The following is a 25,847-nucleotide window of genomic DNA, read 5'->3' as shown; positions in this document are numbered from 1 at the left end:
AAAACATTTTTATATAGTTTCAATCTTGCTGAATATTTGAGGTTTTTTTATTATCTTCCGCACCAATTGATGGAACAAATATCACAAAATAGGTGAATTTCAGTGAAAATTACTACTCTAACAGCGTTGGCAATGGCAGCCGTAGCGACAAGCAGCTACGCACAATCTTCTTCAGCAACTGATACTTTCAAACTCGCGCAAGGCAAACCAGACTCAGGTCAGTGCCAATTTGTAAACGACCTTGGCCGTACTGGTTTTGATGCATCATCTGGTCGTTTGTGGGCATGTGGTGAAGATGGCTGGGTATACTTCGAGTCGGTAAGCGCACTTCAATGTAATATGCGCAGTGAAGACGAGCTAGCAAGCTACAAACCGTGGAAAAATCGCTCTTACCACGGTGGACACAAAGTTTCCCACAACGGAAAACTGTACGTTTCACGTTCTTGGGTTCACGGTGAGCCAGGTAAAGTGGAAGAGTGGGAGCTTGAAGGCGTATACCCTGGTGGCCCTTCCCGCTGGAGCAGTGTTGAACAGTACGGCAATCACGATCAAGTGGTATACATGGGGCATGTATACGAATCAATCTCTTGGTCGAAAAACGTTAATCCGGCTAAGAACGTTCTAAAGTCTGGCTGGAAACAGTGGCAGTATGTGGGTGAATTTGAGTGCCCAGCAAAGTAGGCACTATTTAACCAAATTTAGTTTTAATAAGGCCACAATTTTGTGGCCTTATTCGTTCGCTTGCAAGTAATCTTGATAATCGAGCTTGTAGGTCAACACCTCATCACTATCGTAAAGTCTTTCACTAGCGGGTTTCATTTTTAACTTTTCTATAATTGCCACTGAGCCGTAATTCTCTTTAACCGCCACGCCATATATCGACTCAATATCGGTATTTTTGAACATAAAATCGCACACGCCCTGTGCTGCTTCTAAGGCGTACCCTTTCCGATACTGTTCAGGAATAATCGCGTAACGAATATCGTTGTAGTCCGTGCCTTTAATTTGCTCTACTCCCGCGTAGCCAATTTTGACTTGAGGTTCAGATTTTAAGCGCACAACAAAGGTGCCATAACCTTTTTCCCAATGGGTGAGCTTTTCAACTAAATAGTTTTCGATATACGCAGCGGAAAAAGGCTTTCCTCCGGGTAGGTACTTTGTCGTTTTAGCGCATGTTAGCAAGCGCATGTAGATATCAATATCTTGTGTTGAAAGAGGTGACAAGATTAATCTCTGAGTGTGGATTTCTAGTTTAGAATCCAATGGTGTATTAGCGTTCAAAATTCACCTTACAAATAAAAATCAGCTATATCATCATAATTATTTATGCATATTCAATTATTTGCCGCAACGCTCAATGTTTCTATTTATCGACGAAGATCGCCTCTTTAATATGGATTTTCACACATCTTAACCCAATCGAGATGCGCTAAAAAACCAGTAAGCACACTAAACAGACCCCACCTGACACATAAAGTTTGGTGCTCAAAGCGAGATCAGAGACATTAAAAAACACCGATTGAGTTTCTGTCGATTCAACTAAACTCGCCGCAGACTTTGTCGCTCTGTTGCCGCTGTGACGCCAGTGATGAGTCGAAGTTGGAGGCGACATAGAGAAAAACAGTGCTAGAGCCCATTGAGGAATAAGCGCATAAAAGAAATAGTCACTTAAAAATTGCAGTTGGTACCACTGGGTTATTGTCTCTAGCGCGAAGATACCGCCAACCAATACCCCGTTAACCACGAGTACAAAAAAGAGCAGAGACATACTTCACCTTTACCAACTAGCGAATTTTGAATCTACCACAATTTTCTTATCAGAGGCTGTGACTTAATAGTAAAGATTTGGAATATTAATTAACAATAAGCAATGTTAATCAGGAGCTTAAACTGGCAGACACCAATGGCGTTAGTTAATTTTCCGCCAATCAATGACTTTTGCGTTTAGAAAGCCTGACTCTCTCAGCGCCCTTTCAATCGTCCCTTTTTGCCTTAAGATCGCAATGCCTCTGTTAAGTGCCTTGTATAGCGCCTCACTGTTTTCATAATTTTTGGAAAGGACAAAATGTCGGGAACCACTTAGGCCAACTTTGACTTTGGGTATAGGATAAAAACGATACTTGCTGCTTTTAAATGAGAGATCATCCGTCACTTGAAAAGGTGCCAAGAGAAAATCAACCCGATTGCGCCCTACCATCTCTACCATGGTTCTCCATTGGGTCTCGTCTACTAAGTTGGTTAAGGGTAATTCAGTTAACGTTTGCCAATCACTTAACCACTGAGAACTACTTACCGCTGATAACTCGCTGATATTGAGCTGATAATCGTCAGAGAGTAGATCGGTTCGCGTGCTAACCGTGTATAACCCCGCTTCGAACTCACCTCTTCGGATAAAAGCGTCGCTGATCCAAAAGGCTTCTTTGTCTGCTTCTACCGCAGTTAACCACACGGTATTTGCTAACATGGCAAAGTCTTGGCGCATCACCATGCGTCGCATTCTCTCTGCAGCAGGACCGTAAAAAAAATCTAACTCTACTGGCATACCACCCAAGGCAAAAGCCTGTTGCAGTAACACAATTTCCACCGTGCTTCTTCGAGCTTTGAACCCGCTGTAGTCATTTATTTCCAGAGGATCACGACCATCCAAAAACGCTTGATAGTCGTCGTGTACTTTTTGCTCCAACACAACTGGCAACACATTTGCCTGTAAACCAAATGAAATAACACTCAAAGAAAAAATCAATAAGTACCATCTAATCCTCATCGACACCCTTCCCTATTTTAACGCCTTTCAAGACACTATCGCCCAATGACTTAGTGGATATTTTTATCAATAATAATTCTAGGCGATGTAACCGAATCTTTCTTTACAGAACGATATTTTTGATGACAACGTGATCCGTGAAGGAGTTATCAACAGCCTCAGTAGAAAGGCTAACAGTAAAAGGTTTCACAAAAATTAAGACGGGCCTATATAACGATGATACATTGCTTAACACCACTTAAGTTGGCACTATAGCGGTAATTCTTACCACTTAATCTTGGGGTTAAAATGGATTTTGACACCTTAATAATGTATTCCGTCGTGGCCTTTTTCTACATTATCAGTCCGGGGCCAGCTGTCTTTCTAGCAATTTATAATGGTGCTCTAAAAGGTATGAAAGTAGCCATGATGTCTGCATTTGGTAACATTTTGGGCATCATGTGCTTATCGACAATTTCCATTAGCGGACTAAGCGCTATTTTACTCGCGTCATCAACACTGTTCACAATCATCAAAGTCGTTGGAGCAACTTACTTAGTTTACTTGGGTCTGATGCAGATTAGGGCAAGCAATAAGGTTAGTGCCATCAATCCAGCACAAAGTGTCATCGGTCAAAGCTTAAGTGCCACTTTGAAAGAAGGACTATTGGTTGCTATCACCAACCCGAAGCCGATCCTGTTTTTTGCTGCTCTATTCCCACAATTTTTAGACGTTTCACAGCCCATTGCACCGCAGTTTTCAATAATGACAGCGATTTTTATGCTCTTTTCCTTCTGCTCGCTAACGACCTATGCCTATATTGCTGCGCGAGCAAAAAACTTATTCTCAACACCGAAAAACAAAAAGTGGTTTCAACGCATAAGCGGCGGCATGTTTGTTGGTTTAGGTGGCAGCCTATTACAGCTAAAGAGCGCTAGTTAATTCAAAGCGTTTCAAGTTGGGCTAGATAGCGATCCGACCGAGCGAGAATAGCCTTTTGCTCCTCATCGCTGAGCCTGTCCCAGTTTCGGTAAATCATACCAACACGCGGGTTACGGGCTAACTGCTCTCGGTGTTTATGCATAAAGCGCCAATAAAGGCTATTAAAAGGACAAGCATTATCGGTCACCTTCTCTTTTACGCTGTAGTGGCACGACTTACAGTAGTCGCTCATCCGGTTTATATATGCGCCACTTGCTGCATAGGGTTTAGTTGCCACTATTCCACCATGAGAAAACAGAGCCATTCCTTTAGTATTGGGCATTTCCACCCATTCCAATGCGTCGACGTAAATGCCTAAATACCACTCTTCAACCTCTTTGGGTTCAACTTCGGTTAGCAGACAAAAATTTCCCGTCACCATCAACCTCTGTATGTGATGGGCGTAGGCGTAATCAAGTGATTGGGAAATGGCTTGGCTGACGCAGTTCATTTTGGTGTCACCGTTCCAGAAATAATCGGGCAACTTGTTACGCGCGTTGAGCACATTTTTATTGGCATATTCTGGCATATTGCCCCAATAGATCCCGCGAATGTACTCACGCCAACCGAGAATTTGCCTAACAAAACCTTCTACTTGCGCGATATCTATATCGGGGTTTTGGCGATAACTATCTATAGCAGCGTTTATTACTTCCAATGGATTCAGCAACTTACTGTTCAAAGAAAATGAGAGTCGGCTGTGATATAGGCTCCATTTTGCTTGGTGGTTACCTGTCATTGCATCTTGAAAGCGCCCAAATAAGGGAAGACAAACCTGACAAAAATGGGCAAGAAGCGACAAACTTTGACTTCTATTTATCGGCCATAGCAACTGTTCTTCGCACTTACCTATCGTCTCTATTTTGTGTTTTTTTAACCTATCTTGAATTGCCAAAGTACTGCTAGAGAACATTAACGGACTTGGAACATTCTCCAAGTCCTTAGCGGAGAGTTTTTTTCGGTTATCAGCATCGAAATTCCATTTGCCACCCAACGGTTTCCCGTCTGCCATCAGTAGGTCAAATCGCTTTCTCATTCGGCGGTAGAAATGCTCCATCACTATGTGTTTGTTATTGGGAAAGCTTGATTCAATCTCCTCAAACGGTAATAAAAAGTGCTCACTATCAACACACCCAGTCACCACACCAGATAGGCTTAGATTGCTTAATTGCTCTAGAAGTCGATACTCGTCAGGCCGTTGAAACTCAAATTTTCGAGCGCTTACTTTGTCGCAATAAAACGCAATTAAACTTGGTAGATCGGCAAAGGGTTCTGTGTCATCAAGTGTTAAATACACAACGTGATGGCCATCTTCTCTTCGCTCTTGAGCAAACTGCGCCATCGCAGCAAAAAATGCACAGGTCTTTTGAATGTGATGAGTCACATAAGTATTTTCTTGCTTGAGCTCAGCAATCAGATACAGCACATCACTTGAAACCTCGTTAAACCAAGAGTGTTCGCTGTTGAGTTGATCGCCTAAAATTAGTCTAACCGTTTGATATCTCACAACTCAATCCTCGAAGCTTATTGGCCAGTCAACCGCGTCAACGCTATCTATTGCACTTTGCCGAGACTCCCCTTTCCACTTGTTAATAAAAGCGCGTTCAGGGTCGTACATTTCCGTCTGTTTCTCCAAATTGAACTGCCTAGCACCTCTAGGGTCTGCCCCCACTCCAGCAAGATACTGCCAGTTCCCCCAGTTAGAAGCCACGTCATAATCTATCAACGCGGTTTCAAAATAAGCAGCACCATGTCGCCAATCAAGGCCCAATTCATTCACAAAACAGCTCGCAGCCAATTGCCTGCCGCGATTTGACAGATACCCCGTAGTTCTTAGCTGATTCATACAAGCATTGACGATAGGATAGGGAGTGTTTCCCTCTACCCACGCTTTGAAGCGTTGCGGATAAAAGCTCGCAATTGGCGACTTTCCAGTGATACCTGAATAGCTAAAAAGGCTGCGCTTGTGTTTTCTCCCGTACCAGTAGAAATATTCTCGCCACAGCAGCTCGAAACCGATCCAGTAGGTTGAATCGTTTTTGCCATAAACGCCCTCATACTGCTTTAACTGGAAGTAAATACTCACTGGTGAGATTGCCCCCAACGCTAGCCAAGGTGAAAATTTTGTCGAATGGGTTTGCCCATCCAACTCATTTCGCGTCTCTTTGTAACAACTCGCCCAACGATGGGAAAAATAAGTTTGGCAGTGAAAGTTTGCCGCAGTTTCCCCGCCGACAAAAAACGGGTACTGATGACGAGGTTTATTTGACAACTGCGGCAGTTCAAATCGCCAAACCATCTCTTTTGGTCGAGGAAGAAAAGTCACTTTGCTTTGCGGGAGTCTAATCGCGACTTTTTCTACTCTGTTTTTGAATTGAGTAAACGTTGCCTGTAGCTTGGATAGCTCAAATGGTAGCTGAGAAAGGCTAAACAGAGTGTTTTGCGCTTGTGTAATAACAATTACTTCAGGAAACTCTATTTGCAACGCGGTCAACTGTTCTCTTTCGTCATAACCTGCAGATTCGTTGGTATAAAAGTGAGTCACTTTGCAATCGGCAATCAGTGATTTAAGTACTGGATAGGCGGTCTGGTTAAACACGTGAAGACGTTGCCCAAGCCTCTCTAGGGACCCCTTCAAATCCAAGAGCGACTCTGACAAAAAATGCTGTTTAGCCAGACCAAACTGAGTTTGCTGGGAAAAGCGCGCAAGGAACGGGGTCAATTGGGGCATACAGTACACGCATATCAGTTCATCGACCTCATTGGCCGCTTTTGCCAACAAAGGGTTGTCGCTCACCCTTAAATCATTGGTAAACCAGTATAGCCCGACATTTCTTGCCATTTTCTTTCCAGCTAAAAACTTTATAAATGAACGACTTTATACGTACAAGTAACGCTATAGTTCATTGATAACTTTGAGGTAAAGCTAACTCTGAGCAATTCGCGTTATAACACCGTCAAAATGTAAGAAAATCGTCAAAATCCAGCTTGTAAATTGACCACGCTTAGAAACTTGTTCATGCTAGAAAAACAGACTCGGAGGCATAATATGAAGACACTCTCTCTTGCTCTTGTTTTGTTCTTTTCAGCACTGAGTTTAAGCACAACGACGCTAGCTAGTCACGCAAGCTCGAAGGAGTTCAATCCCGCCTGCCACCAGCAACCCAACCTTGTTGGTGGCTGGACCAAAACATCCCCATCACAACAAGTCACCGAATCGCTGATGCAGATTATGGCTGAGATGAACCTCCCAGCCGGACTAAAAAAAGTCACCGACGTTCGCTCTCAAGTCGTGAATGGTACCAACTATGCCGTTGAGTTCGAGCTAGAAAATGGACAAGTTTGGCATGTAACTTTCTATCGAAGCCTCAGAGAAAAAACAACCGTGACCGAACCAGCCCACCGCGGTTTTCTTTGTAACCAATAAGCCTTTTCGGATACCCTCAAACTCTAAAACGGAAGCTACTCTGACTATTGATTAGCGGCTTTTATTGAGAAACTTACTGATCTCTTTAATTGAATAACGGGCAGATTCACTCACACCCGAAAGCTGATAAAAACCGTGTATAACGCCTGGGTACATTTGATAGTGAGTATCGACACCTTGTTCTTTTAATAGATAATTCAAAGCTTCACCCTCATCGTGTAAAGGATCGAACTCGGCGGTCAAAATGTGCGTTCTTGGTAAGCCAGCCAAGTCCTCTCTTTGCAGTGGGAACAGCTCTGGGGCTTCTGCCTGTTCCAATCCATTGCGATACATGTCAAAGCCAGAAAGCAACATATTCGCGGTAATAATGTAGTCTTTGCCGTTCTCGCGATAGCTTTCACTTAAACCATAGGGGTCTAACATTGGGTAGATAAGTACAAGACTACTCGCCTGCCATTTACCTGCCTGCTTTAATCTCAATGCTGTCGACAGCGCTAAGTGCCCACCAGCACTATCACCGACAAAGTGAACTCTGTCTTTGCGCGCACCAAATTGCTCAGCCCTTTCTCTGGCTAATTGTGAAGCTCGGAAAACGTTATCATGAGCCGTTGGATAGACATTCTCAGGCGCGAGTCGGTAACTGAGACAAACTACGACACTATTGGATTGCGTTGCCAACTCCCGCAGTTGTTGTTCATGAGTTTGGTAGCTGCCACTAATAAAGCAGCCTCCGTGAAAATAGAGGATTAAGGGAAGGTTGTCTTCATCACTTGGTCGAAATACGCGAAAGGTAAAACCTTCGATACTCTCTAACCACTCTTTGAATACCGGTTCACTTTTTCCCGCGAGATCGGTACTCGCAAGATAACCAGCGCGGCGTACTTCAACAGGTAAGCTAGATGGACAAGGCCGCCCATCTTGAATAAAGCCTTCTACCAGTGGGCGTATACCCGCTTCTAACAAACTAACCATACTGACTTCCTTGATTATTGTTAAAGAAGCTCAGTTTAACGCTCTTTTATAAGACTGTATATATATACAGTAAAATTATTTCGTTAGCGATCGATTAACTTAGCCATTGAATACTCATCAATGTAATCTCCATCCACCACTAACGAGTGTTTGCGCGTACCTTCAATAACAAAACCTTGTGACTGATAAAGACCTATGGCTCGCTCGTTGTGGCACATCACCGTCAGTTCAAGTCGCGTGAAGTGGTTTTGCTCTGCCCAGTTTTCCAAAGATGTCATTAAACGTTTCCCTAAACCGTTTCCACTGGCAGCTTTTAACACGCCTATAATGCAATTTAGGGTGTGTTTGTTTCGCTGATATTGGTTGCCAATACCAACGACAAAGCCAACAACTTCTGATTCAGACTTAGCAAGCAACATCACTTCACTTGAACTGCTTTCAAAGGATTTCAAGATCGCTTTTTGCTCTTCCAAACTCGTTGTTCGTTCGCCTTTTTCAAGCATCATAAACTTTGATTCTGCATCGAGTTGATACTTTAAATCCAAAACCCCTTGGGCATCAGATAATCGAGCGGGTTCTACCTTGTACATCATATCTTGCTAATTATTTAAAAATCAGTTGGTTAGTGAATATACCATTGTTGCAACCGACGAAAAACCAAACGAGCGGTATATCGAAGGCCAGTGATCTTCTGACGTGACTTTAAAGCCGTGTCGCAAATAGAGCGCTTTCGCTTTTGGATTGGTATTGACGACATCAAGCCGAACAGATTGATAGCGGTTCTCAATGACAAACTCTTTAACGTGATTTAACAGTTGGCTACCCAGCCCACGACTTCTTTGCGCGGCAGACACTGCAATGCCGTCAAGCACCAGTTCATCATTTTTAATGGGTCGATCCAAAACCATCAAGATGATCAGGCTCTAATACCCCTCAAGCAACCCAAGTGAGAAATAAGTGCACCGAGCGTAAAACGCGCTGTGAGACCACCTTGCTTATTCTGGTATCCAACCATGGCCACTAACTGACCTTCGAGATTGATAGTAAATGCGTAGTCAGGATCCATAACTTCGCGAAGCAATGCCAATCTTTTACTACGTGCAGGAATGGCTACCGCTAGCTTTCTCCCAAACGCTTGTTCATACAGTTCAACCGCCTGATCCGTCTGCTCGGGTAACCACCCTTGCTCAACTTTCACTCGTTGGAACCTGTTAACGCGAACGTTACGGCTTGCTGCGCTGCTGGAGCACACTTATCAAGATCATCCAATGTGACCCAATCAAGCTCTGCGATTTCGGCACATGGCGTTAGGTCGCCCGAATACTCGGCCCTGTAGCAATGCATTTCGACTTGCGTGTTTTCCAAGCCGTAAGCCACGTCTTTAACCACCGTAGCAAACTCAATTGATGACTCGTCTAAGTCAATACTAAGCTCTTCTTTTATCTCACGCTTCAAGGCTTGTTGATCACTTTCTCCCAATTCAAACTTACCGCCGGGAATAAAAAATTTGTCTTTGCCATGGGACCGAACACAAAGCACTTTGTTATCCTTGCAATGTATCCACGCGACACTAGATAAAATTTTCAACGCTTACCTCTCAAACTGTTAAAAGATGCAGACTAAACTAATTTATCGAAACTTGCTAAACCCTATACCTTTTGCCCTTTAAAACTGCTCAAGCCATCGGGCAACATCTTCGGCCACTTGCTTGGAAAGATTGTCGCCGTTTGGAGCGATAAAACTGTGGTCAAGATTGGGGTATGTTTTGAATGTAATGTTACTCTGCTTCTCTGCAAGCTTGTTAACCATAATTTCAGTTTGCTCAAATGATACGTTACTGTCTTTTTCCGCCTGAACGATCAAAATTGGCGAGGTGATTTTTCCGATCACTGCTTGCTGATCAAGCTCTACCATTGATTTCCACCAATGATAGCCATGCCCGCTTTCGACAAAATCGGATGGTTCGCTGTTTTTAAGATAGGTGACAAATTCAAACACCTCAGCTTCAATTTGCTGATAAAGATCTTCGGATGGGACTTCAGATTTGATGCTGTGAAGCATATCATCCGTAAACCATCGTCCTCCGCCGTTTAAGGCGACACTCTGATCCACCACGTCTTGTTCTGCGGCCAACAAATTAGAAACAAGCGCTCCCTCACTACCACCTACAACGACAATTCTGGAGTAATCACGCTCACTTTTAAGCAGAGATATCACTTGTTTATAGTCCATGACTCTTTGGTCAAGAGAATCATGGACTAAATACGCTTGCGGACAGTCTGCTCTTTCAACATCGTCACTCCACGGCAGGCTAGAATTGATACCGTACTTTTCAACGGTTAAGACATCGGCATTTGGCAGAATATGGCTAAAAGTCTGGTTGATCTTGTTATTGTGATAAACGCTGTTGCAATCTGAACCTTGTGCAATCACCAGTAATTCTGTAGGTGCGATAGCAGGATCCGCTTTTTTTAGGTAGAAGTGAATTTTGCTTCCATCGGTTCTATTTGCTGTAAACTCTTGCGACGCGAACACATGACTCGAAATGATTGCAGCGAAAACTCCAAGTGTCGCCACTAGACGGTTTTGATGTTTCATAGGTTCCCTTTTTCTATCCTCCTTCAAACACGGTCGCTGTGAAGAAGGCATTCATTTTAGCTGATTACCTTATCATTCTGTTGTCAGTGAAAAATTGTCCCAAATTGCGGTTTACCAAATCATCAACGCCAATCTAAGCCGTGTTGTATTACTCAAGAAATCCAGAGTAAACAAGTAACCGCAGCATTAGTCAGTCCAAGGGGTGGCACGAATATATGACACCACTTCATCAGTCACCAGTGAAGCCCGTTGGTAGATCTCTCGGTTCAGAGATTCCAGATCAGAAAAATCCGGCTCTTCGACAAGTATGGCTTCCAAAACAGAATATCTCGGCATATCAGACAAATGACGATTCCATTTGGTTCCCTTTAAATGTTGCCAGTATTTGTCTTGGACCGAGCTGTTTTGTCCCATTAGCCATAGTTCAAAACGCATATCTTCATGGTTAAGCACGATTCCAAAACGCAGTTTTCTAGAACGTAAGAAGCGGTTGAAAAAAGGAAAATAGCTATAGTCCATATAGCCCGGTGATAAGTTTCCTACTGAATAGTCTTGAGGAAGGTTTTTGTTAAACCAAGCTTTTAGAGATCCGAGGTAAATCTGAAGACCGTGATACGCCTTTTGCATTCGACCATCGTTCAGTTGCTGATGATAATCAGAGATCAATTGGCAAAACTGTGTCATGTGTATCTCCTTGGTTTATCGTATAAATAGCTAGCTCAGCATATGAAACAAAAATAGTAGTTTAAACTATCAGTATTTGCATTTATACGACAAAACTTTTACTAATAATGCCAAGTCCTTCCCATGCTTCACTAATGATTACCACAATAAAAGCCCCTGATTTACCGTACAAAACCACTGAAAATAAAGAAAAAAATTAGTTGCATAAATTATTATAAACAAACATTATAGCCATCCAGACATCTGGCAATCTTTCGTTACTGAGATGGAGAAAAGTATGAAAGTCATCAAACAATCCGTGCGCACACTACTTACCCTAGCGGCCGTTGTTGGTCTTGCGGCGTGTGGTGAAGAAGAAGCCAAAATTATAAAAGTAGGTGCAACGGTAGGCCCTCACGCACAAGTGGTTGAGGCCGTTGCTAAAGAAGCAAAACTGCACGGTTTACAAGTTGAAGTGGTAGAGTTCTCTGACTTTATTACCCCTAATGCTGCACTCGCCGATGGCAGCATCGATATAAACAGTTACCAGCACGTACCTTTCTTGAACAACTTCAATGAAAGCAGAAACACTAACCTTGTTTCCGTTGGTCAGTCGATTTTGATGCGAATGGGTATCTACTCAAGCAAAGTTAAATCACTAGCCGAGTTACCAGAAAATGCTCGTGTTGCTATTCCAAACGACCCTACTAACGGTGGCCGTGGCTTGCTTCTACTCGAAGAAGCTAAACTTATCACTCTTAAGCAAGGCGTTGGTCATAAAGCGGGGATCACTGATATCGTCGACAATCCGAAAAACATCGAAATCATTGAAGTGGATGCGGCTCAATTGCCTCGTACCTTGGACGACGTTGACGCTGCGGCAATTACCATGAACTACGTGATGTCTTCGGGCTTAGATCCAAAAGAAAAAGGGATTTTCCTAGAGCCTAAAGACGCAGCACTAGCCGTTATGGTCATTGCAACAAAAGCTGAAAACCAAGATAACCCTGACTATAAAAAGTTTGTCGAGATTTACCAATCTCAACCGATCAGAGACTATCTAGCAAAAACGTTTAACGGCACTATTGAGCCCGCTTTCTAATAATCAATCAGGCAGCCAGTTGGCTGCCTTTTTACTCTTCCTAATTGACCATTCAAGCGCGCAATGTTTACTATAAATCCATAACTATATGAAATGGATAGCAATATGAATTGTTTTGTGTGCCACAAGCACCAAACCCAACACCAAGGTTTGGTTCTACCCTTCGACGATTTTCCCGACTTCGTGGTTGCCCACGCACCTGATAGAACCGAAGATCAAAGTAACTATATCGGTGCTCTAATAATAGAGCCAAAGCGTCACCTTAAAAACTGGGCAGAGCTCAGCGATAACGAATCAACCCAACTCGGCTTGTTAATGAGAGCGGTTAATAGAATCCTCTACCAACAAAGCGACATCGCTCATGTCTACAACTGGGTTTTTGGCGATGCTGTAGAGCATTTTCACATATGGCTGGTTCCAAGATATCAAGATACCGAACAAGCCTATTGGGGAGTAAAGTTTTCCGAAGCACCCAATGCCCCCAAAGGCGGTGAAACTGAAATGATCGCCTTTATCACTAAACTGAAAGAGCAGCTTGTCGACGAGTAATAAGTTTGAACCCATATTGGGATACCATACAATGTCATCATCAGTGGGTGTGACGATTCACCATTCACTTCGGATCTAAAACGGCGATGGTATGACAACGGATAAAGAGCGCGAACTGCAACACATTTGGCTAGAAATTGAAGGCGAGCGATGGGCGATGCTCGAACGATTTTTGTTTAGTTACGTCTGCTTTAGAGAGGACTTTGTCACTCGTAAAGGCAAGCCAGATTGGCAGGAAGCGCGCAACAAAGCGCCCCGTTCAATTAAGGCTCAAGGTTGCCCAAAAGACGGCTTGCTAATTGAGCCTCTTATTCCTTTAGAGTCCGTAGTTGGAGAAATCAAACGTCACTATCGCGACGAAGCTCTCTCCTACTCGCGCTTGGAACGCGTACTCGACTCCCTGTTACAATACGTGGCTATCACTAAAGAAGAGCAACAGAAAATTAAGATCCTAGGTTTAGAGAACTCAATGCCAAAAGAGTGGTATCTGGGAGATAAAAGCCAAGTGACATTGCGCTTTGACGCGGCGGGTATTCAACTTGGCTCAAGGATCAATAAACGGAAGATAGCTCGCTAGGGCGTAATACTTTCAAACTCTGCCCAAATCTCATCTAACTCTTCATCCGTCGGCATAGGGTTGTGCTCAATGGTTTTTATCACTTTGGCAGGATTGCCCACGGCGACGCTGTCGGCGGGAATGTCTTTTGTCACAACCGCACCGGCACCAATCACGCTTCTGTCCCCAATCGAGACACCTCCCAATACGATAGCACCTGCCCCAATCCACACATTGTCACCAATGTTAATCGAGTTTCCAGCCGCTTCTGGCAAACATCGTTCAGCCATATCTAAAGGATGGCCTACCGTGGTTAAGATAGCCCCAGGCCCAATTTGCACGTACTCGCCAATGTTAACAGGCGCAATATCCAAAATTTTCACATCGACATTGAGGAATCCACCCAGCTTAAAGTGAATGTTTTTACCCATATCGCAGTAGAAGGGAGGAAAGATATTTACCCCCTTGTTAGTCCCTAATATGTCGTCTAAGAGGGACTTTCGCTTTTCCATTTCTGAAGGTCGGGAATGGTTGTAGTCGTAGAGTTTTTCTCTGACTTCTCTCTGCGTTTCAACAAGTTTTTTATTAATCGGAATTCGGACTTCAAAATCGCTAAGCGATTGGCTCATAATCGACTCCTTAAATGAGCGGATACATGCATTTGATACAATGCCAGTTTTTACTTATCAAGCTTTTGTGCAACTAAGATTACTGATAAGTCAACAACATACGACTTACTTCAAAGTTTCGATATAATTTCGCCTAAGATAAAACCTAAGTTGCGTTAAGCCATTAGTTACTGAAACTTAAATCAATAAAAACATAAAGTTACAACATTGAAGCACATTTTTCACCCCTAAAAGTCCAACTTATGCAACGTGCTGTTGATACCAAAAACGATGCTTTGCCACCGACACTCGGATCCGCGGCAATTTATAATCACTACTTATAAGATTTTGACCTCACAAACATTGAAAAGGTAACCATTCCAGAGGACTTGCAATGATCACTGTCGCACTCGTCGATGACCACACTATGGTTCGCTCCGGATTCGCCCAGCTTCTCTCGACAGAAAAAGGAATTATTGTCCACGGCGAGTACGACAATGCCAAACAAGCCTACTACGCCCTTTCAAAAACAAAAGTGGATGTCGCCGTTATTGATATCGCAATGCCGGATGGCAATGGTTTGGAGCTACTTGAAAAGCTGCGAATGAAACACCCTGACTTTAAAGCCATCATTCTGAGTATCTACGATTCCGCTTCCTTTGTTAGTAAAGCGATTGAAGCGGGGGCTTACGGCTACTTGTCTAAACGATGCGGTCCTAAAGAGTTGGTCACCGCCATACACACGGTAGCCAAAGGTGAGCGCTACCTTTGTACCGATGCCCTTATCAACTTGAGTAATGCCTCTACAACCCCCAACGCCATTGCAGAACTGACGAAAAGGGAAAGGGAGATCTTTGCCTTACTCACCAAAGGCATGGATGCCAAACTGATCGCGAATCAGCTATTTGTTAGCCACAAAACCATTCACGTTCACCGAGCAAATATTCTCAACAAGCTCGGTTTGTCCAACAACGTCGACCTTATACGATTTGCAATAGCCAACAAACTGCTCGACGAGGAAGATCAGCAACTATGAGCGACTTTTCGTGGCTGATCTCTGCCTTTTCCCATATCAGATCAAACACTAAACGGACTTTTACTGCAGCGACCTACTTTTTGAGTATTTGGTGTTTGTGGTTTATTAGCCACTACTTTAATGCCGATACTCTGTTATCCGCGCTGTTACTCCCAACCGGTTTAAGGCTGATTGTTTTACTTTTAGCTCCCCAAAAGACAAGTCTTGTGTTTGCGCTTCTGGAGTGTGTACTACTGTGTTTAACCCTGTTAACTCTAGACGCAAAGATTTACCAGTATTGGCTGATACTCGCGACTGTTTACGCTTTTTTACTCTGCCACCTTTTCAGCTCTATCTGGCGTCAAGCTCGACGTATTGGCAAAAATTGTTCGTCATCACTGCCTTGTGTTTCACCTATAGCGCTGTTTGCGCAATAGGTGTCTCACTATGGATAAAGCCATTTAACTTGCCTTGGATTTATGCCGCAAACGCTTTTTTATCCGCACTTGCCAGCGGTCTGTTACTCACCCCATTTCTCTTTCTCCTTTATGATCTTTTGCTAAGGAATAAGGGGGTTCAAAAAACAGCGCCCCACTGGCGTCAAAAAGGAAAACCAAGCTTGTACCCCTGCGTTTTTTGCACTCTCTTATTCGCTATCAGTTTATTGGCCGAGCTCTTTTTTCGCATACATATAGAATCTATTGCGATGCTCATTTTCTTACTTCCCAACCTCTATCTCGCCTATCAGTTTGGTTGGCGAGGGGCAGTACTTGCCAACACGGTCAACGGAGTCATTTTCACCGCTATTCACCACCTAACCCACTCGTTCGATAGCACACTTGATTTGCATCTTTTCATTTCGATACAAGCAACGGTTGGTTTGCTTTTAGGAATCATCATCAGCCGTCAACACCTACTTGCGACAAGCTTGTATAAAACAAACTCTCGGCTAGAGCGTGAATTAAAAGACAAGCAGGAACTGGTGAGTCAATTGATTCATATCGAAGAGTCGACTAGAAGAGATATAGCCAGAGAGTTACATGATCAGATAGGACAAAACATTACCGCCATTCAGATTCAATCTATGCTGGTAAAAAAGCTCGCCCCTGAAAAGTCGTTGCAAAACATCGCTGAAACCACTAACCAGCTTGCCATGCAAATACACTCTTCTACGCGCAATATTCTCAATCAACTTCGACCACCTGCGCTAGACACTATGGGCCTGCAACACGCGGTGCAACAATTGGCAAGAGAACTCGGTTTCAACGAGCGAGATATTGTTTTTAGGTTAAATTTCAACTTGGTTGCCAATAGTCTCGACGATACAACTCGTTCTATTCTTTATCGAATCATTCAAGAGCTACTCAATAATGTCTGCAAGCACTCCCAAGCCAATGAAATCAGCTTGGACCTGATCTATGACGACATGTTTCGCTTAGAAGTATGTGATAACGGCATTGGTCTACCTGAAGTTTGGCGAAGCCGAGGTCATGGGCTCACTGGGATCGAAGAGCGCGTTTCTGCACTAGGTGGTCATTTTTATGTCGCGAGCAGCAGCAATGGAACACGAGTTTTCGTTAGCTTGCCCCAAAAAAACAAAGCTCCCCTGCTATCTAAGAATTTTTCCTAACAGATTACAAATCTATCTCATTTATTTAATTTTTCTCGGTATTACACTCACTTCAAGTCAACACAATATGCATTAAGTATCAAAGAGTGAAGGATGAAATAAAAAGCTAAAACAAGTACACAGAGTCGCGCTGCATGGTGCGTTTAGCCTTGCTTCGATAATCGTCGATGCAATTACCGCGAAGTTAGGGATGGCCGCCCTATGTTATATGTCTGGCTAACAAGTAGTCCCGTTTAGATTGGGGGATCTAAGCGCCTACTGGATTAGTAGCCAGCATTTAACTGGGGCATTTTTTTACTCACTAACTGTGTTTTTTCTGCCGTATTTGGTTGGAAACTGGGTTTAGTTTTTCCAATGTCAGTGAGTTATGCATTGAATCCTTGGAGAAACCAAAATGAAAATCCCTCGCGCGTTACTCAATACCAGTATTCTGCTCACGCCACTTCTAAGCTTATGCACATTCGCACAAGATCGGCTTACCGTTTATTGCAGTGCCACCAATGCCCTCTGTGAGTCTACAACCCGTACCTTTGCGCAAAAATATCAGGTCGATGTCTCTTTTATTCGCTTAAGCACTGGCAGTACTTTGGCGAAGATAGACGCTGAGAAGAAAAATCCCCGCGCTGATATCTGGTATGGCGGCACTTTCGACCCTCACTCACAAGCGGGAGAAATGGGGTTACTCATGTCCTATCGCTCCCCTGAACTCGTTCATATTCAAGAAAAATTCAAAGACCCCGCTAGGCGGAAAGGCCATTACTCTAGTGCAATCTACATAGGTATTTTGGGCTTTGGCATCAACAAGCAAAGGTTAGAAGAGAAGCAACTCGACACACCTTTGTGCTGGAAAGATTTAACTAAACCCGCACTCCGAGACGAAATCCAAATCGCAGATACCCAAAGCTCCGGCACCGCCTACACTGCGCTAACCACTTTCATTCAGTTGTGGGGAGAAGAGCAAGCGTTTGAATACCTAAAGGAGTTGGACAGGAATATATCTCAGTACACCAAATCGGGTTTCACCCCATCACGAAATCTCGCCCGAGGTGACATCACTGTTGGTATTGGCTTTCTGCACGATTACGTACTCGAACAGAGCAAAGGGGCTCAACTGGAGTTGGTTCTGCCTTGTGAAGGTACTGGCTATGAAATTGGCGGTGTCAGCATTATTAAGGGCGCTCGCAATATTGAAAATGCGAAGAAGTTTGTCGACTACGTTCTGTCTAAACAGGGACAAGAAAACATTTGGAAACTGGGAAACACATTTCAAACGCTAACCAATGTTAACGCTCAGCAATCGCCCAAAGCCTATGACCCCGAAAAAATTAACCTTGTCGATTACGATATGCAGATCTTCGGTTCAACAAAAGAGCGCAAGCGCCTTATAACCAAGTGGGTCAACACGATAAAAATGAGCCAAGCACAGCGCTAAGAACACTGGCTTAACATGGATAGATAAGCAATCAAAGCAAATCGCCCTTTTGCCTCAATTCAGGCTTTTGCAACTGCTTCAACCTTTGGTGCCAATATGCTTCAACACTCTCAGCACTGCTCAGCCAAGACCAGACACATTGACCCCGTTTTTTACTGGCTGACTTGTCTATTGATTTCTTTTTTTCAACTGCCAGCATTCGCTTTGGATTACGGTTTTTTCGGTGCGACCAAAGACGAGTTTCACAATGCGCTGGGATGGACTTCGGTCAATATCTCTTGGTTGTGGTTCGCCTTGCCACTAGGCTTACTTATCCGCCCATTAAAACCAAAAGGGCAACAGGCTCGCAGCCGCCACATCTTTGATATTACCTACAGCGTCGGTTGTTTGGTGATTGTCGTGATGACATCTTGGTATACAGAGAACAGTCTAGGGTATGGCGTTATTGTGCTATTTCTGGCGCTTAGCGCTGTCATCACCTTGGGGCTTTCTAGATTGAAGTTCTTAGGGGGCGATGTATTTATCATAGGCTCGCTACTCACCACTGCCCTACTCATCACCACCTTTGTTGTTTATCCAAGTATCGCCATTTTGATGCCTGCATTTGTTGGAACTAATGGTGATAACGCTTCGGGTTCTGTCTGGGACACCTTGGGTAACGTTCAGATCTTACGCGTTATCTACAACTCAATGCTTCTTGGAACCTCAGTCTCATTAGGCAGTACACTGTTTGGACTCCTGCTAGCCTTTTACAGCACACGGGTAGCGAAACACAGTGCATTTTTTGCCAGAGCATTTTCTATCTTACCGATTGTTACGCCGCCGTTTATTGTTGGGTTAGGAGTAAGCCTAATGCTAGGTCGCTCCAGCTACATCACCGAATTTATGGTGGAACACTTGGGTCTTGTGCAAACCAATTGGTTGTATGGTTTACCCGGTATCTGGATAGCCCAAGTCCTCGCCTTCTCTCCTATCTCATTTATGATTTTGGATGGGGCAATTAGGTCATTAGATCCATCGCAGGAAGAGGTATCAAAAACACTGCGGTCCAGTCGCTATCAAACCTTGTTCTATTTAGTGCTACCACTTTTAAAACCTGCGATTGCCAACAGCTTCCTTATTGTTTTTGTGCATTCACTGGCCGACTTTACTAACCCTCTCGTTTTAGGGGGTGGCTTTGATGTGCTATCGACGCAGATCTATTTTTATATGGTCGGCTCTCAACTAGACACCAAAGCGGCCAGTACCCTTGGCAGTATACTGCTTATCTTCACGTTAACCGTTTTTATGGTGCAATACTTTTGGATTGGAAAGCGGTCTTATGTAACGATTTCCACGCAAACCACGCGAGGTAAAGTGAGAACTCTACCCGCCTCAATCCGCTTATTTGTGACGGTTTTTCTCTTTGTGTGGGTAGTATTTAACTTACTGCTTTACGGCAACATTCTATATGGTAGTTTCACCGTCAATTGGGGAGTGGATTACCGCTTAACGCTGGACAATTACCAATACCTTTTTGGTCCCAATTTTAATCAGGGGGCTTGGCCGTCTCTTATATCTTCTATTTCCTATGCCAGCATAGCGGCGCCCTTAACGACATTAGTCGGTATTTTGATTGCCTACCTCGTTGTTCGCCAGCAGTTTTATGGCAAAAAGGTAATCGAATTTGCTAGCTTAATCTGTTTTGCCATACCCGGTACCATGACTGGCGTTTCTTTTATTTTAGCCTTTAATGGCGCTCCTTTTTATCTGGTTGGTACTACCGCAATCATAGTGATTTCTATGATTGTTCGCAGTGTTCCCATCGGAATACGAGCAGGTATTGCTAGTTTGAGTCAAGTTGACAAAGGCTTAGATGAAGCCTCTATGTGTTTGCGGGCTAACTCGTTTAACACCTTATCTAAAATCTCTCTCCCGCTATTGCGGCCAGTAATTTTTTCTACCTTGGTTTACAGTTTTGTCCGCTCTATGACGACGGTCAGCTCTGTTATTTTTTTTGTTACACCCGATAGCAAAGTCGCGACTTCTTATATCTTAAATCGCGTAGAGGATGGTGAATACGGCATCGCCATAGCGTACGGTTCGATCCTCATTCTAATCATGTTAACCATTATTTTTTTAGTCGATTTCTTTGTTGGGAAAACGCGTATCAGGCACACCCAACCAAGCCACCAATAGCGCAGAGGAGACGCTCCCTATGGCATCAGACAGCTTTGTAATTTTGGAAAACATCTGCAAACGTTTTGATGAAAAAACCGTTATTCCTTCCCTCGATCTAGCGATCAAGAAAGGCAGTATGACTGCGCTACTCGGCCCATCGGGGTGCGGAAAAACCACGATTTTAAGACTTATTGCTGGATTGGAAAGGCCGACCAGCGGAAAGATATTTATAGATGGAGATAACGTTACCCATACGTCTATTCAACACCGAGACATCGGCATGGTGTTTCAATCTCATACTCTGTTCCCCCACTTGTCTCTGTTCGAAAACGTAGCTTATGGTCTAAAGATGCTAAAAATAAGCAGGGAAGAGATAGAGAAAAGAGTATTAAATGCGTTAAAAGTGGTGGATTTAGAGGGCTTTGAGGAGCGCTTTGTTGATCAAATCTCAGGAGGACAGCAGCAGCGCGTCGCCTTGGCACGAGCCCTAGTACTAAAGCCTAAGGTGCTTCTGTTTGATGAACCCTTGAGTAACCTAGATAGCAATTTAAGGCGCAACATGCGCGAGACAATAAGAGAAATACAGCAAAGATTTAACATCACCTCCCTGTATGTGACCCACGATCAGTATGAAGCTTTTGCAGTTTCCGACTGCGTTATCGTTATGAAGGACGGTGATATTAAGCAATTGGGCACACCCGAAGAGCTCTACAAACGACCGGCCTCCTTATTTATGGCGAACTTTATGGGAGAAACTAACGTTTTTAAAGGGGTTTATGATGGCGAAATGATAGATATAAACGGTTATAGGTTTAAAGCTGAAAAGCAAAGTGTGTTAAATAAAACTTCGGGCAAATACTTGATCGGAGTAAGGCCGGAGGCAATAGAATTAGTCGAAGAGGGAGTAGAGACAACCCAGTGTGAGATCGTCGATGTCACCTATATGGGTGCAATGTACGAGGTTAGGGCAAAGTGGTTTGGACAAGAGTTACTACTGCACCTCAACTCAACCACATTTGACCCAAATGTCTGCCAATACGCCTATCTCACCATTAACCCCGCAGGCGTGTTTCTACTTCCCAGATAACGAAAACAAGGCGCAATGTGAATGTTTTACTTGATATAATCGGCCATCCCTGTCAATTTAGTTGATACTATCAACAAATCTACTTTGTTATGCAAAATACCAAGCATCAAATTCGTCAGGAACTGCGACACCTAATAAGAGAGCTAGGCCTCTTAGACCGCAACTGCCTTGGGTCACAACTCAATCTAACCCAAGCCCACTTAATGACCTATTTAGAGACAAATGGTGCCACTTCATTTAATGAACTTTGCAGTCAATTAAACGCCGACAAAGCGGCGTTAAGTCGCTCGCTTCAGACATTGAGTAACAAGGGTTGGATACAGGTTAACCCCAGTACATCGGACAAAAGACAAAAAGAGGTGCTACTCCTTCCGGAAGGTCAAGCCACCTTACAACAGGCGAATCAATCATCAGATTCGATTTTTTCCCATGTTTTTTCCCAGCTCGATAACGACCAAATACAACAGGTCTTCACTGGACTCAATTTACTAAACATAGGCGCCATAAGACGCAACTTAGAGCTCGGTTATAAAGACGTCATTTTTGAAAGGCTCAAACCAAGCTATTTGCAGCAAGCTAAAATAATTGCCAATCAGGCATTTGCCATCGAACAAGGTATTCCCGCTGAACTGATCGAGTTAGGTGACAAGCATGAGTCAATTTGGTGGGCAGCGCGGGTTGGAGAAAACTTAATCGGAACTGCCGCGATTTGGAAACAACAAGATGGCTGGCACTGGGGGCGATTTGCCGTTGATACTCACTTGCGAGGTTTAGGTATCGGCAAGCAGCTCGCGAAACATTCTTTGCAAGATACGTTTAACAACATCACTCAAGAGATCATTAGTGAAGCGCGAGATACCACGGTTGCTATTTTATCTCAGTTTGGAGCCGATTCACTTTCCGAACCAGTAAGTTTCTACGGTTCTCCGGTCACACCTGTTCGTTTGACGAAACAGCAGTTTTTGGTATCAGAATAAGCCTGCCGATTGTCTGGCTTAAAGGTGTGTGTTGTTAAGTTTCTTTGACTTACTGTTACCATAACTTGCAACTGGACAAATCCGAGTTATGACGCTTAGGGTATTCTGATTTTTCGGATTACTTCTAGTATCGACAATCATGCAAACTACCTTTAATAGCAGGTCAAATTCTCGCATCCACTATATGCACCTCTAAATCAAGTAACTCTCTTAAAAAAACGTAACTGTCTAATCTTAAGCTAAAAACTATTTATAACGAGATCGTGAACTAGTTGTTTGCATATGCTGACTGTATAATACGTATTCAATGTCATATAGAAGGCTATCTGCAAATGAACAAAGTAACTCCGCCACTTATGCCTAGTATCAACAAAGGAGAGACTGCTGTACGTTATCCAAATAATGCATATTGGCAGCCACTAGATGAAGCGACTTATTTAAGAACGAAACATCTTCAAGAACTAAGTGAGGACGACAAGACCGCCCTGAAAAACAACAAAAGCGGACTTTCTAGCCACCTTCAGAAATCACTTCAATTACCGAATTTAGCATTCTTTGCTGGTAGTGGTACGTCTCTCGGAAAACCAAAGGGACCTAGAATGTGGGACCTTTGGACAAAATCTATGTTTGTTGATGGCATTGATAATGAATTGGGTGAGAACAAAAAGCAATTGACAACCGAAGCTGAAAAAATATGTGAAAAGGTCAGATATAACGAACTAAATGAACCGAATATCGAGCATTTCTTATCAGCCTGCGATGCATATCAGGTTGTGTTTAATGACTGCGATGTCCAAGATTTCATAAGCCAAGTTAAATCTAACGTACTAAGCCAATGTTCTGACTTTTTAGAGTTACCTGATAGTGATATATCAGCATATACCGAATTACTTAGAAAACTAGCTAAGCGTCGTATCCGTGACCCACGATTAAAGATCTTCACTACCAATTACGATATGTGTTTTGAAAATGCTTCTGCTGAACTTGGTATGATGGTGGTTGATGGTTTTTCATACACTAGAAAGAGAAGGTTTGATGGTCGATATTTCAACTACGATGTAGTTGACCGAAACAAAGACGAACAGAACTTCATACAAGGAGTAATCCAACTATTCAAACTGCATGGTTCAGTAAGTTGGGAACGTAAAAATAACAATATCTTTGAATCACTAAAACCGTCTCCTGAAACAGCTTGCCTCGTTTATCCAGCAAAGGGAAAATACCAGCAAGCTTTCATCCAGCCACACCTCGAACTACTGTCTAGATTCCTAGAATATCTGCGCCTACCGAACAGTTGCCTCGTTGTTAGCGGTTTCGGTTTCAATGATGACCATTTATCCGAACCTATTCTTGCCGCAGTTAAATCTAATCCAAGCTTCAAGCTTATCGTCTCTGACTTTGCTGCTTGTGACCATATTCACTCTGATAATAATTATTGGAATCAATTGTCACAACTTGCTTTGAATGGAGCAGACGTAACGTTCATAAACTCGACATTCGACGACATGGTTAGTCTGATACCTAATCTAGTCGCTCTAAACCCAGCTGAACAACTCGCAGAATCAATTTTGCCTTCAACAAAGGACAAAAAGTAGATGAATGAAACCACCATGAAAATTCTTGATGCTTCTTTATGTATAGGTTTGGTCTCAGGCGTTAGCTCTAGTGGGATATCGGTAAATTTATCTCATGCTGGTTTAAAATCAGCCTCCTATCATCAAGGCGGTAGGTACGGGAGAGGAGAAGTAGGCGAGATAGTCCTCATTGAAGGACAAACAACACTTACTATTGCAAAGATCGTTGACATAAGGCTTCCAGAAAAAGAAAGAACAACATTACAACCTCAACCAAATAGGCCAGACTCTATTGACGCTATAGCTTATCTTCAGATTTTAGGATCTGTAGATATTAGAACACTAGGGGTTACGGCAGGTGTTACTAGCTATCCACGCATTGGTGATACCGTCTATTCAGCCACTTCTGAGTTTTTATCTGTACTCCCACAGCTAACTGATTGTGATTACCTGAGCCTAAGCGAAGAAAGAATTTCTATCGATATTGGGAGTGTATCTGACTCAAGTTTAGATAGTGTTAGAATCACACCTGAGAAATTATTTGGCAGGCATTGTGCAATCTTAGGCTCAACTGGTGGTGGTAAAAGTTGGACTACAGCCAGACTCATTCAAGAATGCGCCAAATTTAAAAATGCAAAGCTCATAGTGCTTGATGCTACTGGAGAATATAGAAGTCTCCCAAATAGCTACACCACTCACATGCATCTAGGAGAGCCGATTAATAAGCATATTGATTCGAAGCCGTTTTTAATCCCTCCTACAGATTTCGAAGAATCAGACTTTCTTACTCTTTTCGAACCATCAGGTAAAGTTCAAGGACCGAAGCTTAGAGCCGCTATTAGAAGTTTACGGTTAGCGAGTTTAGCTCCAGAAGTGGCAGATAATGGAGTTATTAGGAAAATTGGAGCCTCAAAAGACCGTTACAGAGCGGCGCTGCAAAAAAACAATAATGCGGTTCTTGTGGATAAACCATCTCAACCTTTTGATGTTCATAAATTAGTTGGTCAGATAAGGCAGGAATGCCACTATGTTAACGGCAATGATGGATGGGGGAATGAAAATCAAAACGAAGTTTCTTACTGTTCTTCCCTTTTTACTCGGATATTAGGAGTAATACATTCCAATTCTTTTAATTCCGTATTCAGCAAAGAAAAGCACCCATCTTTAGAAAGTACGATCAACACGTTTTTAGAATCTGATAAAAAAGTCCTGAGATTATGTATGAGTAGCACTAGCTATGAATTCAATGCAAGACAGATTTTAGCGAACGTAATCGGTAGAAAGATGCTTTCTTTTGCTCGACAGTTAAAGTTTAGCAAAAGACCTATCCTAGTAGTGGTCGATGAAGCTCACAATTTTTTAGGTAAACGAGTTGGATTCGATGAATATAGTATCAAGTTGGATTCTTTTGAAATTGTTGCGAAGGAAGGACGAAAGTACGGGTTGAATATCTGCCTTACTACCCAGAGACCTAGAGATATCACTGAGGGAGTTCTTAGTCAGATGGGTACACTGCTAGTTCATAGGCTTACAAATAGTAATGACCGAGAGATTATAGAAAGAGCATGTGGTGAAGTTGATAAATCCATTATTTCTTTCTTACCAAATCTTAAACAAGGTGAATTGACAGTCGTTGGGGTGGACTTCCCTATTCCTTTGACAGTTCAAGTACATAAACCTTCACCAAAACCACTCTCAGATAGCCCTAGCTATCAAAAGCTTTGGTGATGTGACCCTCGAAGATATGCACTGGAATAATTGTCTATGAATGAT

The 25,847-nt window shown here is 43.1% G+C and carries 27 protein-coding genes; 14 read left to right on the top strand and 13 right to left on the bottom strand.

Going from position 1 to position 25,847, the window contains the following annotated elements:
• The first annotated feature begins 102 nt into the window (after positions 1 to 102).
• Positions 103 to 681: a hypothetical protein gene (locus tag BLO31_RS07675; protein ID WP_245688425.1), complete on the top strand. Its 579-nt coding sequence runs from the start codon at positions 103 to 105 to the stop codon at positions 679 to 681.
• A 48-nt stretch (positions 682 to 729) separates the two neighbouring features.
• On the opposite strand, the gene BLO31_RS07670 is transcribed toward BLO31_RS07675, so the two are convergent.
• The 3 genes from BLO31_RS07670 to BLO31_RS07660 all read right to left on the bottom strand — a co-directional run bounded on the left by BLO31_RS07670 (position 730) and on the right by BLO31_RS07660 (position 2,764).
• A complete protein-coding gene (locus tag BLO31_RS07670) occupies positions 730 to 1,281 on the bottom strand; it encodes a GNAT family N-acetyltransferase (protein WP_245688424.1) in 552 nt (183 codons plus the stop codon).
• Positions 1,282 to 1,429: 148 nt separating this feature from the next.
• Complete coding sequence (locus BLO31_RS07665; protein WP_070964126.1) at positions 1,430 to 1,768, bottom strand: hypothetical protein; 339 nt, start codon at positions 1,766 to 1,768, stop codon at positions 1,430 to 1,432.
• Positions 1,769 to 1,909: 141 nt separating this feature from the next.
• Positions 1,910 to 2,764, bottom strand: a complete 855-nt coding sequence (locus BLO31_RS07660) for a hypothetical protein (protein ID WP_070964124.1) — start codon at positions 2,762 to 2,764, stop codon at positions 1,910 to 1,912.
• Between the two features lie 288 nt (positions 2,765 to 3,052).
• Between BLO31_RS07660 and BLO31_RS07655 the strand changes: the two genes are divergently transcribed.
• A complete protein-coding gene (locus tag BLO31_RS07655; RefSeq protein WP_070964121.1) occupies positions 3,053 to 3,685 on the top strand; it encodes a LysE family translocator in 633 nt (210 codons plus the stop codon).
• A gap of 1 nt (position 3,686) precedes the next feature.
• On the opposite strand, the gene BLO31_RS07650 is transcribed toward BLO31_RS07655, so the two are convergent.
• Both BLO31_RS07650 and BLO31_RS07645 read right to left on the bottom strand, forming a co-directional pair.
• Positions 3,687 to 5,231 (bottom strand): cryptochrome/photolyase family protein, encoded by a 1,545-nt coding sequence (locus BLO31_RS07650; protein ID WP_070964119.1) that lies wholly within the window; start codon positions 5,229 to 5,231, stop codon positions 3,687 to 3,689.
• A gap of 3 nt (positions 5,232 to 5,234) precedes the next feature.
• Positions 5,235 to 6,566: a DASH family cryptochrome gene (locus tag BLO31_RS07645; RefSeq protein WP_070964117.1), complete on the bottom strand. Its 1,332-nt coding sequence runs from the start codon at positions 6,564 to 6,566 to the stop codon at positions 5,235 to 5,237.
• A 207-nt stretch (positions 6,567 to 6,773) separates the two neighbouring features.
• Here BLO31_RS07645 and BLO31_RS07640 point away from each other — a divergent pair, with 207 nt between their 5' ends.
• The gene (locus BLO31_RS07640) at positions 6,774 to 7,151 is read left to right on the top strand and encodes a cystatin domain-containing protein (RefSeq protein WP_070964115.1); all 378 of its coding nucleotides are present in this window, start codon (positions 6,774 to 6,776) and stop codon (positions 7,149 to 7,151) included.
• A 51-nt stretch (positions 7,152 to 7,202) separates the two neighbouring features.
• Here BLO31_RS07640 and BLO31_RS07635 read toward each other — a convergent pair whose 3' ends face one another.
• The 7 genes from BLO31_RS07635 to BLO31_RS07605 form a co-directional block, all read right to left on the bottom strand.
• Complete coding sequence (locus BLO31_RS07635) at positions 7,203 to 8,123, bottom strand: alpha/beta hydrolase (protein ID WP_070964113.1); 921 nt, start codon at positions 8,121 to 8,123, stop codon at positions 7,203 to 7,205.
• Positions 8,124 to 8,206: 83 nt separating this feature from the next.
• Positions 8,207 to 8,716 carry a GNAT family N-acetyltransferase gene (locus BLO31_RS07630; protein ID WP_070964111.1) on the bottom strand — a complete coding sequence of 170 codons (510 nt, stop codon included), beginning with the start codon at positions 8,714 to 8,716 and terminating at the stop codon, positions 8,207 to 8,209.
• Between the two features lie 21 nt (positions 8,717 to 8,737).
• Positions 8,738 to 9,031: a GNAT family N-acetyltransferase gene (locus BLO31_RS07625; protein ID WP_070964109.1), complete on the bottom strand. Its 294-nt coding sequence runs from the start codon at positions 9,029 to 9,031 to the stop codon at positions 8,738 to 8,740.
• An 8-nt stretch (positions 9,032 to 9,039) separates the two neighbouring features.
• Positions 9,040 to 9,321 carry a hypothetical protein gene (locus BLO31_RS07620; protein ID WP_070964107.1) on the bottom strand — a complete coding sequence of 94 codons (282 nt, stop codon included), beginning with the start codon at positions 9,319 to 9,321 and terminating at the stop codon, positions 9,040 to 9,042.
• Positions 9,318 to 9,710, bottom strand: coding sequence for an NUDIX hydrolase (locus tag BLO31_RS07615; protein WP_070964105.1), 393 nt, complete (start codon positions 9,708 to 9,710; stop codon positions 9,318 to 9,320). The genes BLO31_RS07620 and BLO31_RS07615 overlap by 4 nt, the downstream gene beginning before the upstream one ends.
• Before the next feature lie 78 nt (positions 9,711 to 9,788).
• Complete coding sequence (locus BLO31_RS07610; protein ID WP_070964103.1) at positions 9,789 to 10,721, bottom strand: alpha/beta hydrolase family protein; 933 nt, start codon at positions 10,719 to 10,721, stop codon at positions 9,789 to 9,791.
• A 186-nt stretch (positions 10,722 to 10,907) separates the two neighbouring features.
• Positions 10,908 to 11,405 (bottom strand): DUF7000 family protein, encoded by a 498-nt coding sequence (locus BLO31_RS07605; RefSeq protein WP_070964100.1) that lies wholly within the window; start codon positions 11,403 to 11,405, stop codon positions 10,908 to 10,910.
• 277 nt (positions 11,406 to 11,682) lie between these two features.
• Between BLO31_RS07605 and BLO31_RS07600 the strand changes: the two genes are divergently transcribed.
• From BLO31_RS07600 to BLO31_RS07590, 3 genes are all read left to right on the top strand, one after another.
• Complete coding sequence (locus BLO31_RS07600) at positions 11,683 to 12,486, top strand: MetQ/NlpA family ABC transporter substrate-binding protein (RefSeq protein ID WP_070964098.1); 804 nt, start codon at positions 11,683 to 11,685, stop codon at positions 12,484 to 12,486.
• 105 nt (positions 12,487 to 12,591) lie between these two features.
• On the top strand, positions 12,592 to 13,035 hold the full coding sequence (locus BLO31_RS07595; protein ID WP_217495104.1) for an HIT family protein: 444 nt from the start codon (positions 12,592 to 12,594) through the stop codon (positions 13,033 to 13,035).
• A gap of 91 nt (positions 13,036 to 13,126) precedes the next feature.
• A complete protein-coding gene (locus BLO31_RS07590; protein WP_070964094.1) occupies positions 13,127 to 13,612 on the top strand; it encodes a hypothetical protein in 486 nt (161 codons plus the stop codon).
• Here BLO31_RS07590 and BLO31_RS07585 read toward each other — a convergent pair.
• Positions 13,609 to 14,220: a sugar O-acetyltransferase gene (locus BLO31_RS07585; protein ID WP_070964093.1), complete on the bottom strand. Its 612-nt coding sequence runs from the start codon at positions 14,218 to 14,220 to the stop codon at positions 13,609 to 13,611. The genes BLO31_RS07590 and BLO31_RS07585 overlap by 4 nt on opposite strands.
• A 373-nt stretch (positions 14,221 to 14,593) precedes the next feature.
• Between BLO31_RS07585 and BLO31_RS07580 the strand changes: the two genes are divergently transcribed.
• The 8 genes from BLO31_RS07580 (at position 14,594) to BLO31_RS07545 (ending at position 25,802) form a co-directional block, all read left to right on the top strand.
• The gene (locus BLO31_RS07580) at positions 14,594 to 15,235 is read left to right on the top strand and encodes a response regulator transcription factor (protein ID WP_070964091.1); all 642 of its coding nucleotides are present in this window, start codon (positions 14,594 to 14,596) and stop codon (positions 15,233 to 15,235) included.
• A 223-nt stretch (positions 15,236 to 15,458) separates the two neighbouring features.
• Positions 15,459 to 16,844: an MASE1 domain-containing protein gene (locus BLO31_RS07575; protein WP_084659647.1), complete on the top strand. Its 1,386-nt coding sequence runs from the start codon at positions 15,459 to 15,461 to the stop codon at positions 16,842 to 16,844.
• A gap of 394 nt (positions 16,845 to 17,238) precedes the next feature.
• Positions 17,239 to 18,276 (top strand): ABC transporter substrate-binding protein, encoded by a 1,038-nt coding sequence (locus BLO31_RS07570; protein ID WP_070964089.1) that lies wholly within the window; start codon positions 17,239 to 17,241, stop codon positions 18,274 to 18,276.
• 96 nt (positions 18,277 to 18,372) lie between these two features.
• Positions 18,373 to 20,454: an ABC transporter permease gene (locus tag BLO31_RS07565; protein WP_070964087.1), complete on the top strand. Its 2,082-nt coding sequence runs from the start codon at positions 18,373 to 18,375 to the stop codon at positions 20,452 to 20,454.
• A 19-nt stretch (positions 20,455 to 20,473) separates the two neighbouring features.
• Positions 20,474 to 21,523: a ferric ABC transporter ATP-binding protein gene (gene fbpC / locus BLO31_RS07560; protein ID WP_070964085.1), complete on the top strand. Its 1,050-nt coding sequence runs from the start codon at positions 20,474 to 20,476 to the stop codon at positions 21,521 to 21,523.
• Positions 21,524 to 21,612: 89 nt separating this feature from the next.
• Positions 21,613 to 22,500 (top strand): helix-turn-helix domain-containing GNAT family N-acetyltransferase, encoded by an 888-nt coding sequence (locus tag BLO31_RS07555; protein ID WP_070964083.1) that lies wholly within the window; start codon positions 21,613 to 21,615, stop codon positions 22,498 to 22,500.
• 332 nt (positions 22,501 to 22,832) lie between these two features.
• Positions 22,833 to 24,095, top strand: a complete 1,263-nt coding sequence (locus BLO31_RS07550) for an SIR2 family protein (RefSeq protein WP_070964081.1) — start codon at positions 22,833 to 22,835, stop codon at positions 24,093 to 24,095.
• Positions 24,096 to 25,802 carry an ATP-binding protein gene (locus BLO31_RS07545; RefSeq protein WP_070964078.1) on the top strand — a complete coding sequence of 569 codons (1,707 nt, stop codon included), beginning with the start codon at positions 24,096 to 24,098 and terminating at the stop codon, positions 25,800 to 25,802.
• Positions 25,803 to 25,847 lie beyond the last annotated feature (45 nt).

Origin of the sequence: Vibrio sonorensis (assembly GCF_001854765.1) — a bacterium.
GTDB classification, from domain to species: Bacteria; Pseudomonadota; Gammaproteobacteria; order Enterobacterales; family Vibrionaceae; genus Vibrio; species Vibrio sonorensis.
This window is presented reverse-complemented; position numbering and strand designations above follow the sequence as displayed.

What these genes read in the sequence shown, in the direction of transcription:
- BLO31_RS07660 (WP_070964124.1), bottom strand. Translation starts at nt 2,764, where the DNA reads ATGAGGATTAGATGGTACTTATTGATTTTTTCTTTGAGTGTTATTTCA.
- BLO31_RS07605 (WP_070964100.1), bottom strand. Translation starts at nt 11,405, where the DNA reads ATGACACAGTTTTGCCAATTGATCTCTGATTATCATCAGCAACTGAAC.
- BLO31_RS07580 (WP_070964091.1), top strand. Translation starts at nt 14,594, where the DNA reads ATGATCACTGTCGCACTCGTCGATGACCACACTATGGTTCGCTCCGGA.
- BLO31_RS07565 (WP_070964087.1), top strand. Translation starts at nt 18,373, where the DNA reads ATGCTTCAACACTCTCAGCACTGCTCAGCCAAGACCAGACACATTGAC.
- BLO31_RS07585 (WP_070964093.1), bottom strand. Translation starts at nt 14,220, where the DNA reads ATGAGCCAATCGCTTAGCGATTTTGAAGTCCGAATTCCGATTAATAAA.
- BLO31_RS07570 (WP_070964089.1), top strand. Translation starts at nt 17,239, where the DNA reads ATGAAAATCCCTCGCGCGTTACTCAATACCAGTATTCTGCTCACGCCA.
- BLO31_RS07625 (WP_070964109.1), bottom strand. Translation starts at nt 9,031, where the DNA reads ATGGTTTTGGATCGACCCATTAAAAATGATGAACTGGTGCTTGACGGC.
- BLO31_RS07600 (WP_070964098.1), top strand. Translation starts at nt 11,683, where the DNA reads ATGAAAGTCATCAAACAATCCGTGCGCACACTACTTACCCTAGCGGCC.
- BLO31_RS07640 (WP_070964115.1), top strand. Translation starts at nt 6,774, where the DNA reads ATGAAGACACTCTCTCTTGCTCTTGTTTTGTTCTTTTCAGCACTGAGT.
- BLO31_RS07555 (WP_070964083.1), top strand. Translation starts at nt 21,613, where the DNA reads ATGCAAAATACCAAGCATCAAATTCGTCAGGAACTGCGACACCTAATA.
- BLO31_RS07630 (WP_070964111.1), bottom strand. Translation starts at nt 8,716, where the DNA reads ATGATGTACAAGGTAGAACCCGCTCGATTATCTGATGCCCAAGGGGTT.
- BLO31_RS07610 (WP_070964103.1), bottom strand. Translation starts at nt 10,721, where the DNA reads ATGAAACATCAAAACCGTCTAGTGGCGACACTTGGAGTTTTCGCTGCA.
- BLO31_RS07550 (WP_070964081.1), top strand. Translation starts at nt 22,833, where the DNA reads ATGAACAAAGTAACTCCGCCACTTATGCCTAGTATCAACAAAGGAGAG.
- BLO31_RS07665 (WP_070964126.1), bottom strand. Translation starts at nt 1,768, where the DNA reads ATGTCTCTGCTCTTTTTTGTACTCGTGGTTAACGGGGTATTGGTTGGC.
- BLO31_RS07545 (WP_070964078.1), top strand. Translation starts at nt 24,096, where the DNA reads ATGAATGAAACCACCATGAAAATTCTTGATGCTTCTTTATGTATAGGT.
- BLO31_RS07645 (WP_070964117.1), bottom strand. Translation starts at nt 6,566, where the DNA reads ATGGCAAGAAATGTCGGGCTATACTGGTTTACCAATGATTTAAGGGTG.
- BLO31_RS07590 (WP_070964094.1), top strand. Translation starts at nt 13,127, where the DNA reads ATGACAACGGATAAAGAGCGCGAACTGCAACACATTTGGCTAGAAATT.
- BLO31_RS07635 (WP_070964113.1), bottom strand. Translation starts at nt 8,123, where the DNA reads ATGGTTAGTTTGTTAGAAGCGGGTATACGCCCACTGGTAGAAGGCTTT.
- fbpC (WP_070964085.1), top strand. Translation starts at nt 20,474, where the DNA reads ATGGCATCAGACAGCTTTGTAATTTTGGAAAACATCTGCAAACGTTTT.
- BLO31_RS07655 (WP_070964121.1), top strand. Translation starts at nt 3,053, where the DNA reads ATGGATTTTGACACCTTAATAATGTATTCCGTCGTGGCCTTTTTCTAC.
- BLO31_RS07595 (WP_217495104.1), top strand. Translation starts at nt 12,592, where the DNA reads ATGAATTGTTTTGTGTGCCACAAGCACCAAACCCAACACCAAGGTTTG.